Source organism: Pseudomonas sp. ACM7 (assembly GCF_004136015.1).
Classification (GTDB): domain Bacteria; phylum Pseudomonadota; class Gammaproteobacteria; order Pseudomonadales; family Pseudomonadaceae; genus Aquipseudomonas; species Aquipseudomonas frigoris.
Map to the genome: position 1 here is coordinate 6,276,861 of NZ_CP024866.1, position 15,759 is coordinate 6,292,619.

The following is a 15,759-nucleotide window of genomic DNA, read 5'->3' on the forward strand; positions in this document are numbered from 1 at the left end:
TAGGGATGGACCTTACGGTTGATGACTCCGGGAAGAAGAACGGCCCCCGGCACCTGACCAAAAAAGGGGATCCGGAAGTACGCCGGTTGGCTTACAACGCCGCAATGGCAGCCTGTCGCTCAGCTAAATGGAAACCGTTTTACGAGTCATATTTGGCAAGAGGCTTCTCGAAAACCCAGGCATTGGTGGCCCTTGCCCGGAAACTCTGCCGGGTGGCATTTGCCCTGATGAAAAATCAGAGCAAATACCAGCCGGCCTGAAGTTGCGGGGTTGCCCTGCAACATAGAATCTCCCACAGGGTTATTGGGCGCCCAGACATTTCGCAAACAGCTGCTGGATCGGCTGTGTTCGCTGGCTATAGCGCTGCAACAGGACGATCTCCCGGTAGAACGTCAACGCCCCCAACGGGATGATCCGAACCTTCGCCCCATGCTCAAGCCAGAGCCCCGCCTTGGGTAGCAGCGACACCCCCAACCCGCATTCAACCATCTTCACGATCGCCTCCAGCTCATCCAGCTCCAAAGCCACCTGCACATCAATCTGCTGCTCACGCAAAAACCGGGTCACCAATCTTCCGCCGAACGAGTTGCGGTCGTAGCGCACATGCGGATGGCTCGCGAGGATCTGCAACGGCGCATCGCCTTCAACGTCCGCTGGCACGATCAATACAAACGGTTCCTTGCGGATGAGCTGCGCTGACAGTTCTTTGGGTAACTCGAACGGCGGCTTGATCAGGATCGCCAGATCCACCTCACCGGTGTCCACCTGACTTAACAGGTTCAGCGACACACCGGGCACCAGTTTCGGTTCCAGCAACGGCGCCTGTTGCCTCAGTCGAAGCAACGCCTGGGGCAGCAGTCCGGTCTGGGCCGTGGCCACCGCACCTATTTTCAACTCGCCGCGATACTCGCTGACATCATCGCTCACCGCCATGCGGCTGAAAGTCTCGAGCATTTCCCTGGCCATCGGCAATGCGCGCTGGCCCGCGGCATTGAGCAGCGCCTGACGCCCGGTGCGGTCGAACAAGCGAATACCCAGGGCCTGTTCCAGATTGCGAATCTGCGCGCTGACGGCCGACTGGGTCAGGCCGATGTGCATCCCGGCCGCGGCAAAAGTGCCGTAGCGCGTCACCGCAATGAAGGTTTTCAGTTCCCGCAGCATAGCGTTCTCGATTCATCGAAATAATTTGAGCTCGATGCAAAAATTATCGTCTTTTAATCAAAAAGCACAGGGCTAAACTCAATCTGAATCCAGACAGCCGAGGCACATCCGATGCAACTCTCCCCTTTTCACTTGGCCATCCCGGTCTACGACCTGACTGCCGCGCGGAATTTTTATGGCGAAGTGTTCGGCCTGGAAGAAGGTCGCTCAAGCGATCATTGGGTCGATTTCAATTTTTTCGGCCATCAACTGGTCATTCACCTGGCGCCGAAAAACGCCTCGCAAGAAGCTGCGCACACCAATGCTGTCGACGGTCATGACGTGCCGGTGCCGCATTTTGGTGTGGTGTTGGGGATGGCGGAATGGGAGGCGCTGGCCGAACGCCTGAAAGCCCTCGACACCCGATTCGTGATCGAACCGGGCATTCGCTTTCAGGGATTGGTAGGTGAACAAGCGACGATGTTTCTCTTCGATCCGTGCGGCAACGCGCTTGAGTTCAAGGCATTCAAGGACGTAGGTCAATTGTTTGCCAAGTGAATACGTCGGCTTGTGCCAGCAGCTCCTCAATCGAGCCGGGGACCTGAGGGTTGCACTCGAGTTGTCCGATGCTGAAGCGGATGTCATAACCGCGATGCACCGTGGCATTGCGCTGTTCGAGTATTTCTTCGAGTCGCACCCTGATCGCGGGAATCTCCACGACGCTTGAGCCGGTCAGCAACGCAACGAATTTGTCGCTGCCCAAACGGCCGATCACATCGCTCTCGCGAAAGGCAATACGCAGCACATCAGCGAAGGTTTTCAGGGCGTTGTCGCCCTCGGCACGACCATAGAGATAGTTGATGTGTTTGAAGTCATCAATATTGAAAAGCAGCAGCGTCGCTGGCTTTTTCAGCTGTTGGCAGACATCCAGCCCTTGTTGGGCCAGCGCTGTAAAACCGTGTCGGTTGGAGAGCAGCGTCAACTCGTCCATGCTCGCCATCTGCACGCCCATCAACGCCTCCTCGGCCTTGCGGGCCAAGTCACGCAGCAGCTCGCGCTCCTGCAGTGGCGTGCGCAACGGGTCGGCGCACGCGCCTGGTTTTACCGGTTTGCCTGGGATCAGCATTACTCACTCCATTGGCGGGTATATTTCTTAGAGTCGTCCATACCCGGTTTGGCTCCCTGTTAACGGACCGCCGGTCAACTACCCACGACCGGACATGGCCCTCCCGCGTCAGCCCAACGCTTGAACTGGGTGACGAAAATGTCGTGCGGCACCGGGACCGGCACCCTTCCCTGACCTGGATTCCAGCCCCAAAGCACCAGTTTGTCGTCGCTGACATGCTTGATCAGCGCGGCGAAATCGCGGTCGCCATTGCTGGAACGGTCCTTGATCATTGCGCACAACTGGTCGGCCGGCAGACCGATCCAGGCCATTTTGTGCGCGGCTGGCGGCAAGCTCCAGTGCGGCGCCCCTGGCGGTGCATGAGCGCCGTAACTGGCCGGCGGATTACTCTCGGCGTGGCAGGTAGCGCAGGGCAAACCCGCCGCGCCCTTGCCGTCCATGCCCCGCACGACATTCATTGCGTGAGGAATCCCGGCGTCGAACTGCAACGGCGAATCGCCGGGAATATGGCAGTTCTGGCACCGCGGGCTCTGAAAGACCTTTTGCACGGTATCGAACGCCTTGATGGCTTCCTTATCGTCAGCAAACAGGTCCTCGGCGTAGCCGACCAGGCCGATCAACACCACCGCGCCAAGAATCAAATGTCGTCTCATCTCACACCCCCGACAGTTGCAGCGGCAGTTCGCGCAAGCGTTGGCCGGTCAGGGCGAACACCGCGTTAGCCACTGCCGGCGCCGTGGGCGGCACACCGGCCTCGCCGATGCCACCGGGTTTGTCGCTGCTGGGCACGATATGCACTTCCACCACCGGCATTTCGTTGAGCCGCAGCACTTGATAGTCGTGGTAATTGGATTGCACCACTTGCCCGTTCTTGAAGGTCAGTTTGCTGTGCAAGGTAAATCCGAGGCCGAAGGTGATGGCCGATTCCATTTGCGCCGCGATGCTCATCGGGTTGACCGCAATGCCGCAATCCACCGCACACACCACCCGATGGACGCGGATCGCCAGGTTGTCCTGGGACACCTCGGCCACTTGGGCAACATAGCTGCCGAAAGACTCATGCACCGCGACACCCAACGCATGGCCGTCCGGCAGTGGCGCCTTCCAGTTGGCTTTCTCGACGGCCAGGTTCAGCACGCCAAGATGCCGCGGATGGTCCTTGAGCAAGGTTCGCCGGTACTCGACCGGATCCTTGCCGGCCGCCTCTGCCAGTTCGTCGATCAGCGACTCCATCACGAACGCGGTGTGGGTGTGCCCCACCGAACGCAGCCAGAGCACGCGGATGCCGGTTTGCGGAGAATGCAAATCAACCTGGTGATTCGCCAGTCCCTCAAGATAAGGACTGTCGGCGACCCCTTCGACAGACGTCTTATCGATGCCATTTTTGACCATGGTCGCCTCGAATGACGTGCCCGCCATGATCGACTGCCCGACCATCACATGCTTCCAGGCGATCGGCAGGCCGCCGGCATCGAGGCCGATACGGGCCTGATGGAGGAACGCCGAGCGATAGTACCCACCGCGAATGTCGTCCTCCCGGGACCAGACGGTTTTTACCGGCGCGCCTGCTGCCTTGGCGACTTCCACGGCTTCTGCAACAAAGTCCGAGGTCGGATTGGCCCGGCGACCGAAACCGCCACCCAGAAACTCGGTGTGAATCTCCACCTGCTCGGGTTTGAGCCCGGTGATTTTCCCGGCGACCATTTGATCCAGCGTCTGGAACTGGGTGCCGGTCCAGATTTCGCATTTGTCCTGGGTGATTTTCACCGTGCAGTTGAGCGGTTCCATCGGTGCGTGGGCCAGGTATGGCACGCTGTACTCGACGTCGATGGTCTTCGCTGCTTTACCCAGACCCGCCGCGACATCACCGGCCTGACTGGCCGACATGCCAGGAGTGGCGGCGAGTTTGCGGAAGCTTTCCAGCAGCTTCTGACTGTCGAGCCCGGTGTTCGGGCCCAGATCCCAATCAATCTTCAACGCATCGCGCCCCAGCTTCGCCGCCCAGTAATGGTCGGCAATCACCGCCACCCCGGTGGGCACCTGCACCACTTTGTGCACGCCCGGAATCGCCAGCGCTTCGGCGCCTTCGAAGGATTTGACGCTGCCACCGAACACCGGCGAGCGCGCGACCATGGCGGTCATCAGGCCGTCGAACTGCACGTCCATGCCGAACTTGGCGCGGCCGGTGATTTTCTCCGGGGTGTCCAGGCGCTTGGTCGGTTTGCCAATGATTTTCCAGTCCTTGGACTCCTTGAGCTTGATCGACGCCGGATCCGGCGCCGGCAGCTTGCCGGCGTCATCGGCCAGTTCGCCGTAGGTGGCGCTTTGATCGCCGGCAATCACCACACCCGATTCGGTGCGAATTTCGGAGGGCGCAACGTTGAAGCGTTTCGCCGCCGCATCGATCAACATCAAACGTGCCGCTGCACCGGCCTGACGGTAGCGGTCGAACTCCATCCAGGTCGAGGTGGACCCGCCAGTGATTTGCATCCCGCCAAACCCGGCCAGGCCATACTCGGCGGCCGAAGCCGGTGCATGTTCGACGCGGATCTTCGACCAGTCGGCGTCCAGTTCTTCGGCGATCAACATGGTCAGGCCGGTCCAGATGCCCTGGCCCATTTCCGAATGGCCGAGCAGCATAGTGACGCTGTTGTCATTGCCGATCCGTAAAAACGCATTGGGCGCGAAAACATTGCCTTGATTCTCGGCGCCGATCGCAAAGCGATGGCCACCGGGGATGACAAACGCCACCACCAGACCACCGCCCAGCACCGCGCTGCCCTTGAGGAAACCGCGGCGTGACAGAGGATTGAGGCTGTTCATTGTTCGGGCTCCCGTCAACGTGGCATCAACCGATCTCGGCAGCGCGTTTGACCGCTGCGCGGATCCGTGGGTAGGTGCCGCAGCGGCAAATGTTGCCGGACAGCGCCTGATCAATGTCGCTGTCGGTGGGTTTGGGAATTTTCGCCAGCAACGCGGCGGCAGACATGATCTGCCCGGACTGGCAGTAACCGCACTGGACCACATCGAGTTCGGCCCAGGCTTGTTGCACCGGATGCGAACCGTCGGTGGACAGGCCTTCGATGGTGAGGATTTTTTGCCCGTGGGCCACCGCTGTGGCGGGGGTGATGCAGGAGCGCAGTGGTGCGCCGTCGACGTGCACGGTGCAGGCGCCACACTGGGCGATGCCGCAACCGAATTTGGTGCCGGTCAGGTGCGCGACATCGCGCAGGACCCACAGGAGCGGCATGTCTGCGGGGACATCCAGCGCCTGGTCCTTGCCATTGATGTTGAGGGTCAGCATTGCGATTTTCCTCAGACTCACGGTGTTCTGAAGGGGCGTCGCTGTGGCGGTGCAGAGCCTACGCGCGCCTCGGGTTATCCCTTCAGCTAAGCGCAAATTACCGGGCGAGACGGGTTCATCGACCACCGGTCACACAAAGAAGACTGAAGTAACTCACTCTGTGTAGCAGCTGCCGAGCCCGCGAGGCTGCGTTCGGCGACGGAGTCGTCGTGAAGTCAGGCTCTGCGGTGTGTCAGGAAAACTGCGTTTGCAGGGTTTACGACGACTCCGTCGCCGAACGCAGCCTCGCAGGCTCGGCAGCTGCTACGGACCGTGTTGGGGCTTAGAAGTCGGTGGACACCGACAGCTCACGCCACGTCTGTAACTCCTCAGCGACGAAGGCGTTCTTGGCTTCGATCGCTGCGACACAGTCGCTGCCCAGCGGTAAGCGCAGCGGTGCTTTTTGCGCTTGCACCAGGGTGATCATGGCTTGGGCGAGCTTGTCCGGATCGCCAGGCTGATTCAGGGTCACGGCCTTGGCAATCTTGCGCACCTCACCCGCCGTGCTGTCGTAGTCGGCAATCGAAGCCGGGGATTCGACCAGCGAATTGCCTTCGAGGAACTCGGTACGGAAGTAGCCCGGCTCGACAATGGTCACGTTGATGCCCAGCGGGGCCAACTCGGCGTGCAGCGCCTCGCTCAAGCCTTCGACGGAAAATTTGGTCGAGCAGTAGACACCGAAACCCGGCCCTGACCTGTAGCCGCCCACCGATGAGAGATTGATCACATGTCCACGGCGAGCGGCGCGCATGTGCGGCAGGACGGCGCGCGTGACATTCAACAAGCCGAAGACGTTGGTTTCGTACACACGTCGCACTTCATCGGCGCTGGCTTCTTCCACCGCACCGAGCACGCCGAAGCCGGCATTGTTGACCAGCACGTCGATGCGCCCGAAGTGGTCGATGGCCGACTTGGCAACCGCAACGCCTTGGGCTTCGTTGGTCACATCAAGGGTGGCGACCAGCAAACCTGGCTGCTCGCCAAAACGCTGGGTGATGCTGCTGGCGTCACGGGCAGTGGCGACCACGGCGTCGCCATTGGCCAGCGCGGCGGCAGCGATCTTGGCGCCGATACCGCGAGAAGCACCGGTGATGAGCCAGACACGTTTGAAGTTTTGGGAAGTGGTCATGATCGCGAATCCTTGTAGGCAGTTGGGGTCAGCACAAGGTACGCAGGAACATTGGTTGGAAAAATGCCCTCGTGTTACAAGCACTATGAAACGCTCTTTCATAATGGCGCCGATATGAATCACGACCCGTTTGATGGTTTGACCGAGTTTCTCGCCGTCGCCGAGCACAAAAGTTTCACCCTGGCCGCGACTCGGCTAGCCGTCACGCCCACCGCCGTCAGCCATGCGATCAAACTGCTGGAACGACGCACCGGCGTGTTGCTGTTTCAGCGCACCACGCGCCGAGCGGCGCTGACCGAAGCCGGCGCCAGCCTGTTTTCCCGCTTGCGTCCGGCGGCCAGTGAAATCAATGAATCCCTGGCGGTGCTCAGCGGTTTCCGTGATCAGCCCATGGGCACGCTGCGACTCACGGCACCGCGATTGTCCGGGGCCTTGTTGATGGAGCCGCTAATTCCGCTGTTTCGCTCGGCCTATCCGCAAGTCACTCTCGATATTTCCCTGGACGACGCCACGGTTGACCTGATGGCCGGCGGCTTCGATGCCGGGATTCGAAAAAGGAGTCCTGGGCCGCCGCTGAACCGTCGCCTTCAGACCACGGCGCCGACCAAACCTTTGCCCAGCCGATGCTGCGCCAGAAGACGCATCAAGGTTGTTTCACGTAAGCCGCGCTGTACTTCTGATACTCACCAAAACCAGTCACTTCTGCGGCGCCGTTGAGCAACTGCAGGCGAAACAGCGGATCGCCCTCAGGATCCAGTGCAATGACAAGGTTGCCGGCGAGCAGCGGATACTGATGATGGACTTCAACAGGCGGATCCTTGAGCTGAAAAATGCTCAGGTTGATGTCCGCCATCTCGGGGCCGCTGTCGATTCCCGGTAATACTTTGAGGGTCAACTCGCCGACACGCTGGTCCTGGACATTGCTCACGAGGTAGCGCCCTTCTCGCTGACTGTCAGCAACCCGCTCAAGCTTTTGCGAGGCGACCTTGAACGCAGTCGGCCGCACATCGATGCTTAATTGACGGGAACCGTTGATCCACGTGCCGGTTTGGCGGCCCTGCTCGTTCGGCGTGCCTTCGACGAACCAGTTGCCGATCATCTGACCGTCGTCGTCCAGTTCACGCAGAACGATTCCACCCTCTTCGTAGGTATTGCCCACCAGCCGGATCGGTTTACCGCTGCCGGTCTTGCTGTAGCGAACTTCGCCAACATAGACATCACCCTGAAGTTGCCACCACAGCTCAACGGGGATCTTGTCATCCAGGGTGCCACGCAACATGACGGGCGCTTCACCGACGGGACCCTCGAGACGACGACGCTCCGTCCACTGGCCGGATTTCAGTTCACGATCGGTAACGTCCACATAGCCAGAAGGCATGAACGGGTTGGCTTCCGACGGCTTTTGCACCACCTCTGTTTTCTCGGCCACCTTCACAGGCCGGTTGTCCTGTATTTGCCAAGTCGCGCTCTGGCGCCAGCAGCAACCGCTTTTGGACTGGGTATGCAGGCGCTTGGTGACCGGGTCGATCTCGAACATGCCCAGATTTGCGTCACGGGTCAGTGCGGAAAAAGGCTTGCTCAACACGAGCGTCGGGCGCTCGGGGTCGAACAGATAGATGTCGTAGGAAGGACCACCATAGCCCGCATCATTGCCATTGCGTACGGCAAGATCTTGCTGCCCGTCGAAATTGAAATCGCCGAACAACAGCAGACTTTGATCGGAATACGCCAGGTTGCGGTCGAACTCCGAAGCTTTGCGGCCTGGCTTGAACAGGGCGAAAGCTTCGGCTGACTCGATGCGCTGCAGCACCTGCCCGCCGGCCCTTTCGCGCAACGTAATCAGCGCAGGAGCGCCGTCGAAAGTCTGGGCGGGCGGCTGTGCAAACAGCACGTCGATGACGTATTTCTTCGCGGGGTCAGTGAGGTGATACGTCAGCGGTTCGGCACTCACCGCAGCGGCGGTCAGCAGACAGGAAACAGCCAATACACGAGGAATAACCATGATGCTGAGCGTCCTTGCGGCAAACCAGGTCCGCAGTCTAGCGGCTATCGGGTCATGCCGACATTGTTGATTCCGTCGACATAGGAAACTCTTTCAACTTGTCGATCTACGGTACGGCCAGACGACCCGAGGCTGACTACGCTGAAAGTCCAGCTTGAGAAATCCGTAGAGGAGCTACACCATGCACCGCGTTCAAAAACTCACGCCCTGCCTGTGGTTCGACAACCAGGCCGAGGAGGCCGCGAAGTTCTACTGTGCGATCTTCGATCATTCGAAAATCAGCGCCACCACCCACTACGGCAAGGCCGGTCAGGAGATTCACGGCAGGCCCGAAGGTTCGGTGATGACGGTCAGTTTCGAACTGGACGGACAGAGTTTTACCGGCCTCAACGGCGGTCCCATCTTCAAGTTCAATGAAGCGGTTTCATTTCAGGTCAATTGCCATACTCAGGAAGAAGTCGACCACTTCTGGGGACGTCTGTCCGCGGGCGGTCCCGTTGAGGCCCAGCAATGCGGCTGGCTCAAGGACAAATTCGGCGTGTCCTGGCAGATCGTACCGGTGGCCCTGATGGACATGATGAAAGACCCCGACACGGCGAAATCACAACGCGCCATGACGGCGATGTTGCAGATGAAAAAACTCGACATCGCTGCACTGCAACGAGCCTTTGACGGCGAGAGCTAATACACTTCGACGCTGACCTGCCGAGGACGCTGACCATGAAGCCCGCCGTTGCCAAAGACGCTGACAAAGCCCCGCGCTTCTGGCGCGACGACGCCCTGCCCTTCATTGAAGCCCGCTCCATCGCCGACGGCCGCGAGGTCTGCTACACCCGGCATTCCCACGAGCACTTTTCCATCGGCGCGATCACGGCCGGACGCAGTACCTACCACCACGAGCAATCGGAGTTTCAGGTCAGTGCCGGCACCGTGGTGCTGATGAATCCCGGTGATGTCCACGCCTGCAATCCCATCGATGACCAGCCGTGGTCGTACCTGATGCTGTACGTCGAAACCCCCTGGCTGACCGATTTGCAGCATCAGCTCGGTTTCAGCCAGGACCTGGCGTTTCGCCGGTTTTCCATCACCCACACTCACGACAGTGATCTGTATGCCGGCCTGAAGGGTTTGTACGACGTGCTGGTCGATGCGCAGCAAGACGTGTTGCGCAAACAAAGCGCGGCCGTGGAGTTTTTCACCGACGTGCAGCAGCGGCTCAACCCGATCGATCAACCGCTGCGAGAGCCCAATTTCAAACTGGAACGGGCGGCCGATTACATCCGCGACAACTGCACGCACCTGCTCAAGCTCGAAGACATTTGCGAGGCGGCTCAGCTATCGCCGTCCTACCTGATTCGTGCGTTCAAGCAGCATTACGGCATGACGCCCCACGCCTTTCTGGTCAACCGGCGTATCCAGTTCGCCCGCGATCAACTGCGCAGCGGCAAGCTGATCGCCGATGTGGCGCTCGAAGCCGGGTTTGCCGATCAGGCGCATTTTCAGCGTGCGTTCAAACAGCATCTGGCGGCAACGCCTGGGCAGTATCAACGCTGAAGTGAAAGTTTGGCTGTATATATTACACAACACTCCGCCGCGGAAATAAACGGTAATATTATTCCCGCAAATCACAACACCTCCTCTCGCACCGCTATTTATCGGTCGCGCAGCGTCATTAGTCATGATGCCAGCACAACTATCGGCCAATGACGAAACACACCGACATATAGACCTGATAATAATATTTCTCACTTCCCTTTAACCTGAAACTACCAACTACAGCTTATAGAGAACAGACCGCTACCTTGAAAGATCTGCACTTGCATCAATTCGATAAAAAACATGGAAGTTATCTTATGCACACACCTATCGATGCACCCGTAGCCTCGCGCAATGAACGTCAGTTACAGGAAGTAAGAAAAGCCCTTATGAATGTTATTGATGACGAGCACTCGTTGAGCAGACTCGACAACACATGGAGTCACCTTGGGGGTAGATCTGTGACCGGCTCGAGCCTTGATGAAGTTCAGCGTGCGGGGACGATTTTTCTACTGCGCCTGACCCGGCAAGCTGATTTCATGAAGATGAGGATTAAAAGCGGTATACCGGAAGACTATGCCTTTCATGTCGATAAAAATGGAGAACTCTGGGCCGTTGAAGAGAAGGTGAGTCGGGGCGCAACCCCTGACATTGACTCAACCGAGATTAATGTCTTTTTTAGAAGAGTCAGTATTACCCCCCACGCCAAAGCCGCCATACCCGGAATCGTCGACGACCTGAAACTGCTGGCCAATTTGGCCAGACAGGCTGGAGGGGCAATTACCTCAAACGGGCGGATCTCGATTGACCAATGGCTTCAGTTCCATGGTTTGCCGCAGCCAGGCACTAAAGAGGACACCCAACAGCTGATCGACGTGCTTAATTTCGCGAATCTTCCCGCAAGTCCACCATTGGAAAATTACTGGCAACTTCTGGACACTCCCGAAGATTCACCGTTCAGGTTGACTGAAACTACCCGCTCAATCATTGATCAGCAAACCCGACAGCTGAAAGACGATGCCCCCTTCCTGATCAAACAGATTGGCGCCAGGCTGATCAGAGAAAACGTCGGATCAGAAATGCTACCCACCAGCATTGAATACCGAATGCAAAGGCTGCTGGAAATCGCCCGACAATCCTGCAATCAGGGACAAAACTACCTCATTGCGCTGGGTTGGTTCGGTGAAGGGAACGGAGAAAAGGCATCTCAACAGTTCATCGATCAACTGCTGATTGCTGCCATGTTGCTCGATCTCGATCCTGAAATCGACAGCACCAACACCTCCTTCGCAGGCTTCGACTTTTACGCCAAACGCTTCTTGCAACAAAAGCCTGGAGTAGTGCGACTGGAACTGGAAAAGCATCTGGCCAATCATTTCCAGCTACATCAGATGCTCGCTCCACTGATGGCGCAATGGATTCTGGCGGGCATGGCGCCGCAATTCCTGATCCGTGACCTACCGCCTGAACTACAAGTGGGCACCCCGGGTTGGGTAGTCTTTAGCCAGGCGGTGCACCTGGTTGAGGCCGTCGCCCCCGGCACTTCCCGGTTAATGTCCTATGAACACCTGCTCGGCTTCAGCCTGGTCCCGGGTTTAATGCCACAACTGGCGTCGTTGCATACCACGAACAACCTCGATCCGGTTGTGACATGGGCACTGATGAATGAGCTTGTCGAACGGGACGCTGACGGTAGCCTGAGCCAGAAAACAGTCCTGCGCGCCGTCCAAGAATACGACCGGTATGTCACGGCTTTGACCCGCGCCGTGAGCGACGTCAACACGCCAATTCCCAGCCGCAGAGCTATTGCGTTGAAGGAACTGACATCAAAAATACCTCGCTGCAACCCTAACGAATTGCTGGTAAAGCATCGTGGCAATGGAGGCGGCGCAGGGCGGAAGGTGTCGGTACTGGATCTGTACATGGGCGATGAACTTCATACCACCGACTGGGGGCGAATCAGAGGAAAGGATATTTATCGAGAGTTCACCGGATTGAAAGACTTGTACCCCGCTAATGATTTGTATGAGGAGGCAATTCACGCTCATTACAATGGCATCACTACCGCGCTGTCGACCAATATTCGGTACGCACTGTCGCAACTGCATCAATCAGACAGGTCGTTCATCGAACATGGCCGATTGGCGATATACCAGATAAAAAAAGACATTCCCAAGAACATCGTCAGCACATTGAAACCTTTCATTTCTGCATTAAACCCAATTGCCGAGTTGTACCCCCTGCCCGAACCGAAAGCAGATCCGGGACGCTACGGCGTCATCCTCTGTGCTGTGAAAGGACCATTGATTCGTTGTTATGAACTGTTTCCACTAAGACTGGATTGCCGCTTCAACCAGGTTTTCAAGAACCGATTTTCCTATCACCTGATTTCCGATCCAGTAGGAGGAAAGTTTGTTGATAGCAAACTGCTCTTGGACGCGCCCATCGACTTTGAGGCTTACGTTAAAAACATCACGCCGCGCGGCGATAAGAATGCCTCGGTAGTGCTCACTAAAATTGGAGAATTCGGGACGTCGGCCCATGACACAACCGCGTCCAATCCGGTGCAGTACTTTAATTCCAGGCGGATAGAAGACGTCAGTAACCTGATTGCTGAACACAATCCGTATATTAATAAAGAAGAGCTGAGCCAGATCGGCTTTGACCAGACAGACCGTGAGCTGGCCATTGAAAAAACTGACAAAGTGTTCAATGTCATTCTCAATCTGATCATCCCATTCAAGGAGTGCATAGAAGAACTCTCTTCGGGTGTTCCCTCCAGACAGAAAGGCGCCATTGCCGGTTGCGTCATGGAGGCGGCGCTGATCGCGATCTCGCTGGTCGCCGCGCCATTGAAAATTGTCGCTGGCGTCACAAAAGGCGCAACCCTGGTCACAAAACTGCTTTCTGCCTCCCGGATCGCGGCACGGACGGTCATCGGGCTCTTTAACCCTCTGGGCGGCGTTCCTCAACTGCTAAAGGGCGGTGGAAAGCTGATTGGCAGGAGCCTGGCGAAGCTCAGTGTCCAATCCGCACCTCACTTTGCACGTAAGCAATTGCTCCGACTGACTGGCACAAGCAGCTATGACTTGCTCAAAGCAGTTAATCATTCCGGCGCGGCGTCAGAGTTGCGCATGACACTGGACGCGGTGGGTCACGGGCGAGCGATTTTCAAAAATGACAGCATCGAAACCGCCGAGCACGTGCTCAAGCACCTGTACGACAATGACAAGAAACTCCTCCAACACATTCCTGAACAGGAGCTTCAGCACCTGATGGAAATCTCCTTGGCCGAGATCGCACTAAAGTCCGACAGCGCTCACGAAATCCGCAAGATTCTGGATTCGAAAGTGGTCGATACGTTGACACGTCGGCATGCGCAAACCTTTTATCTGGACAATCTTCACCAGTTCAAGGACGTCACTGTTTTGCCGGAAGTTCTCCAGGACACCTTACGCGTGGAATACAAGAACCTGGTAGCCATGCAGGCCCACCAGCAAGAATTGCTGACCAAGAATCTGGGCAAGGCGCCTTACCACGGCGTACTGGATGAATCACGGTTCAATCCTCACGGTTTGACTGACAACACGGAACGAGCAACCGCCTGGATTCTGAATGCATCGAACTCCGAGAATGAAACAAACGCCATCCGGACCTTGCTCCTTGAATACGCCGCCAGCAACAAGCCCTTGACCGATCCCGCGATTTACAACGAACTGCATCGACGTGTTGCACCCAACGCAATCGATAAGTACCGCAGCCCTCGCCCGGATGTTCGCTACCCGTCCAACATCTCAGGTACTGCAATGCTGGAGGGCCACATGGCCAAATTGGATCCGGCACACGAACACTTTGGCAAACACCTGTTTGGATCTTTCCTCGGCTATCACGCTTTCTCGGACGGCAATGGCCGTACCGCACGTGCCATCTATGCGATTACAGAACTAAGGAAGGGCCGATTCAATGCGCTGGACCGCCCAACGGAAAACGCGTTAAGCGGTTTGAATTGACGGTCAACGTGCTTCCTCCTCGTCGCTGACACCGCGCCCCTGTCTGAAGGGGCGCGGCATCTTCCGGCCTGGCGACTGACTCTAGGCATACACCAGATACACGGCACAGACGGCTAATAACAAGGCCATTGTCCTGTTGAACAACCGCAGTCCCTTGGCGTTGTTCAAGTACTCGCGCAAGAAGGTCCCGACATAGACCCAACACGCCACCGACGCATAGCAGACCACCAGATAAATGGCCGCGAATTGCCAGACCAGCCGCGCCTCGCCATCCGCCACAAAAGCGCCCATGCCGGCCACGCACGCCAGCCAGGCTTTCGGGTTGAGCCATTGCATGACCGCGCCATACAGCATCGACGGCGCCCGGCCTGACTCCTTCGCATCCAGATGCCCATTGTCGGCGGCCAACTTGAAGGCCATGTACAACAGGAACGCCACACCCGCCCATTGCACCATCTGCGCCAGCGCTGGCCATCGCTGCAACACTTCATGCAGCCCTAATCCCATCAACACCAACAACACGACGAAACCCAGCGTCGCCCCGGCTACATGCCGTTGACTGGCGCGAAAACCAAACTGCGCGCCGGAACTCAACGCCACGATGTTCACTGGCCCTGGGGTTATCGAGGCCACCAGTGCAAACGCCGCCATCGAGATAATCAGACTCATCACAGACCTTCTTCAATTCAGTTGAACGAGGCCTCAAGGTAAAGAGCGACCTGACGGCTGTATTGAACAAAACACCCCTCAGCTGTACCGCGACCGACGTCCGTCACTGTATGGGTCAAGCCACCCCAGGCCTGTGATAAAAATACCGCTCCTGCTTTTGGAGCCCCGTCATGGACCTCGCCACCCTCACCCTGTTTCTGCCGGCCTGCTTCGCCTTGAACATGGCGCCCGGGCCGAACAACCTGTTGTCGGTCAGCAACTCGACCCGCTACGGCTATCGCACCGCCTGTGTCGCAGGGATCGGTCGGCTGCTCGCGTTCGCCGGCATGATCGCCCTCGCGTCGGCGGGGCTTGCGGTGGTGCTGCAAACGTCGGAGTTATTGTTCTACGGGATCAAGATTCTGGGGGCGGCGTATCTGCTCTACCTCGCCTGGCAATTGTGGCGCGCGGACCCCGGGGCGGAAAACGTGGTAGCGGGCGCGCCGGTGGGGATGCTGGCGTTGGCGCGGCAGGAATTCCTGGTGGCGGCCGGTAATCCGAAAGCGATCCTGATCTTCACCGCGTTCCTGCCCCAGTTCGTCGACTCGACCCACGCCGTATCGCCGCAATTCGCCGTGTTGGGCGCGTTGTTCCTGATGCTGGAATGGATCGCCATCGGCGCCTACGCCTACATGGGCCTGCACATGCGCCGCTGGTTCGCCGAACCTCGGGGCAAGCGGATATTCAATCGTTGCTGCGCCGGATTGTTGTCGGCGGCGGCTTCGGTGTTGCTGATGGCGCGACGGGCTTGAACACCTGATGTCC

General features: G+C 58.0%; 15 protein-coding genes. 7 read left to right on the forward strand and 8 right to left on the reverse strand.

Going from position 1 to position 15,759, the window contains the following annotated elements:
- Nucleotides 1–260 (forward strand): transposase (locus tag CUN63_RS29970; protein WP_256657628.1); only part of this gene is annotated, 260 nt, incomplete at its 5' end.
- Nucleotides 261–300: 40 nt separating this feature from the next.
- Here CUN63_RS29970 and CUN63_RS29975 read toward each other — a convergent pair.
- A complete protein-coding gene (locus CUN63_RS29975) occupies nucleotides 301–1,161 on the reverse strand; it encodes a LysR family transcriptional regulator (RefSeq protein WP_129444766.1) in 861 nt (286 codons plus the stop codon).
- Nucleotides 1,162–1,272: 111 nt separating this feature from the next.
- Here CUN63_RS29975 and CUN63_RS29980 point away from each other — a divergent pair, with 111 nt between their 5' ends.
- On the forward strand, nucleotides 1,273–1,698 hold the full coding sequence (locus CUN63_RS29980) for a VOC family protein (RefSeq protein WP_129444767.1): 426 nt from the start codon (nucleotides 1,273–1,275) through the stop codon (nucleotides 1,696–1,698).
- On the opposite strand, the gene CUN63_RS29985 is transcribed toward CUN63_RS29980, so the two are convergent.
- From CUN63_RS29985 to CUN63_RS30005, 5 genes are all read right to left on the reverse strand, one after another.
- Nucleotides 1,667–2,266, reverse strand: a complete 600-nt coding sequence (locus CUN63_RS29985) for a GGDEF domain-containing protein (RefSeq protein ID WP_129444768.1) — start codon at nucleotides 2,264–2,266, stop codon at nucleotides 1,667–1,669. The two genes, CUN63_RS29980 and CUN63_RS29985, sit on opposite strands and share 32 nt — an antisense overlap.
- A gap of 74 nt (nucleotides 2,267–2,340) precedes the next feature.
- Nucleotides 2,341–2,919: a hypothetical protein gene (locus CUN63_RS29990; RefSeq protein WP_129444769.1), complete on the reverse strand. Its 579-nt coding sequence runs from the start codon at nucleotides 2,917–2,919 to the stop codon at nucleotides 2,341–2,343.
- A gap of 1 nt (nucleotide 2,920) precedes the next feature.
- The gene (locus CUN63_RS29995; RefSeq protein ID WP_129444770.1) at nucleotides 2,921–5,089 is read right to left on the reverse strand and encodes a xanthine dehydrogenase family protein molybdopterin-binding subunit; all 2,169 of its coding nucleotides are present in this window, start codon (nucleotides 5,087–5,089) and stop codon (nucleotides 2,921–2,923) included.
- 25 nt (nucleotides 5,090–5,114) lie between these two features.
- Entirely contained in the window at nucleotides 5,115–5,570 is a 456-nt protein-coding gene (locus CUN63_RS30000; RefSeq protein ID WP_046048854.1) for a (2Fe-2S)-binding protein, read from the reverse strand.
- Nucleotides 5,571–5,892: 322 nt separating this feature from the next.
- Nucleotides 5,893–6,738 (reverse strand): oxidoreductase, encoded by an 846-nt coding sequence (locus CUN63_RS30005; protein WP_129444771.1) that lies wholly within the window; start codon nucleotides 6,736–6,738, stop codon nucleotides 5,893–5,895.
- Between the two features lie 63 nt (nucleotides 6,739–6,801).
- On the opposite strand from CUN63_RS30005, the gene CUN63_RS30010 reads away from it, so the two are divergent.
- Complete coding sequence (locus tag CUN63_RS30010) at nucleotides 6,802–7,455, forward strand: LysR family transcriptional regulator (protein WP_256657629.1); 654 nt, start codon at nucleotides 6,802–6,804, stop codon at nucleotides 7,453–7,455.
- Here the strand turns inward: CUN63_RS30010 and CUN63_RS30015 are convergent.
- Nucleotides 7,382–8,740, reverse strand: a complete 1,359-nt coding sequence (locus CUN63_RS30015) for an FG-GAP repeat protein (RefSeq protein WP_129444772.1) — start codon at nucleotides 8,738–8,740, stop codon at nucleotides 7,382–7,384. The genes CUN63_RS30010 and CUN63_RS30015 overlap by 74 nt on opposite strands.
- Before the next feature lie 181 nt (nucleotides 8,741–8,921).
- Between CUN63_RS30015 and CUN63_RS30020 the strand changes: the two genes are divergently transcribed.
- From CUN63_RS30020 to CUN63_RS30030, 3 genes are all read left to right on the forward strand, one after another.
- Nucleotides 8,922–9,425, forward strand: coding sequence for a VOC family protein (locus CUN63_RS30020; RefSeq protein ID WP_129444773.1), 504 nt, complete (start codon nucleotides 8,922–8,924; stop codon nucleotides 9,423–9,425).
- 35 nt (nucleotides 9,426–9,460) lie between these two features.
- A complete protein-coding gene (locus tag CUN63_RS30025) occupies nucleotides 9,461–10,294 on the forward strand; it encodes an AraC family transcriptional regulator (RefSeq protein ID WP_129444774.1) in 834 nt (277 codons plus the stop codon).
- 248 nt (nucleotides 10,295–10,542) lie between these two features.
- Nucleotides 10,543–14,286, forward strand: coding sequence for a hypothetical protein (locus CUN63_RS30030; RefSeq protein WP_129444775.1), 3,744 nt, complete (start codon nucleotides 10,543–10,545; stop codon nucleotides 14,284–14,286).
- Nucleotides 14,287–14,367: 81 nt separating this feature from the next.
- On the opposite strand, the gene CUN63_RS30035 is transcribed toward CUN63_RS30030, so the two are convergent.
- Entirely contained in the window at nucleotides 14,368–14,955 is a 588-nt protein-coding gene (locus tag CUN63_RS30035) for a LysE family translocator (RefSeq protein WP_129444776.1), read from the reverse strand.
- A gap of 170 nt (nucleotides 14,956–15,125) precedes the next feature.
- Between CUN63_RS30035 and CUN63_RS30040 the strand changes: the two genes are divergently transcribed.
- Nucleotides 15,126–15,746 (forward strand): LysE family translocator, encoded by a 621-nt coding sequence (locus CUN63_RS30040; RefSeq protein WP_129444777.1) that lies wholly within the window; start codon nucleotides 15,126–15,128, stop codon nucleotides 15,744–15,746.
- The last annotated feature ends 13 nt before the right edge of the window (nucleotides 15,747–15,759 follow it).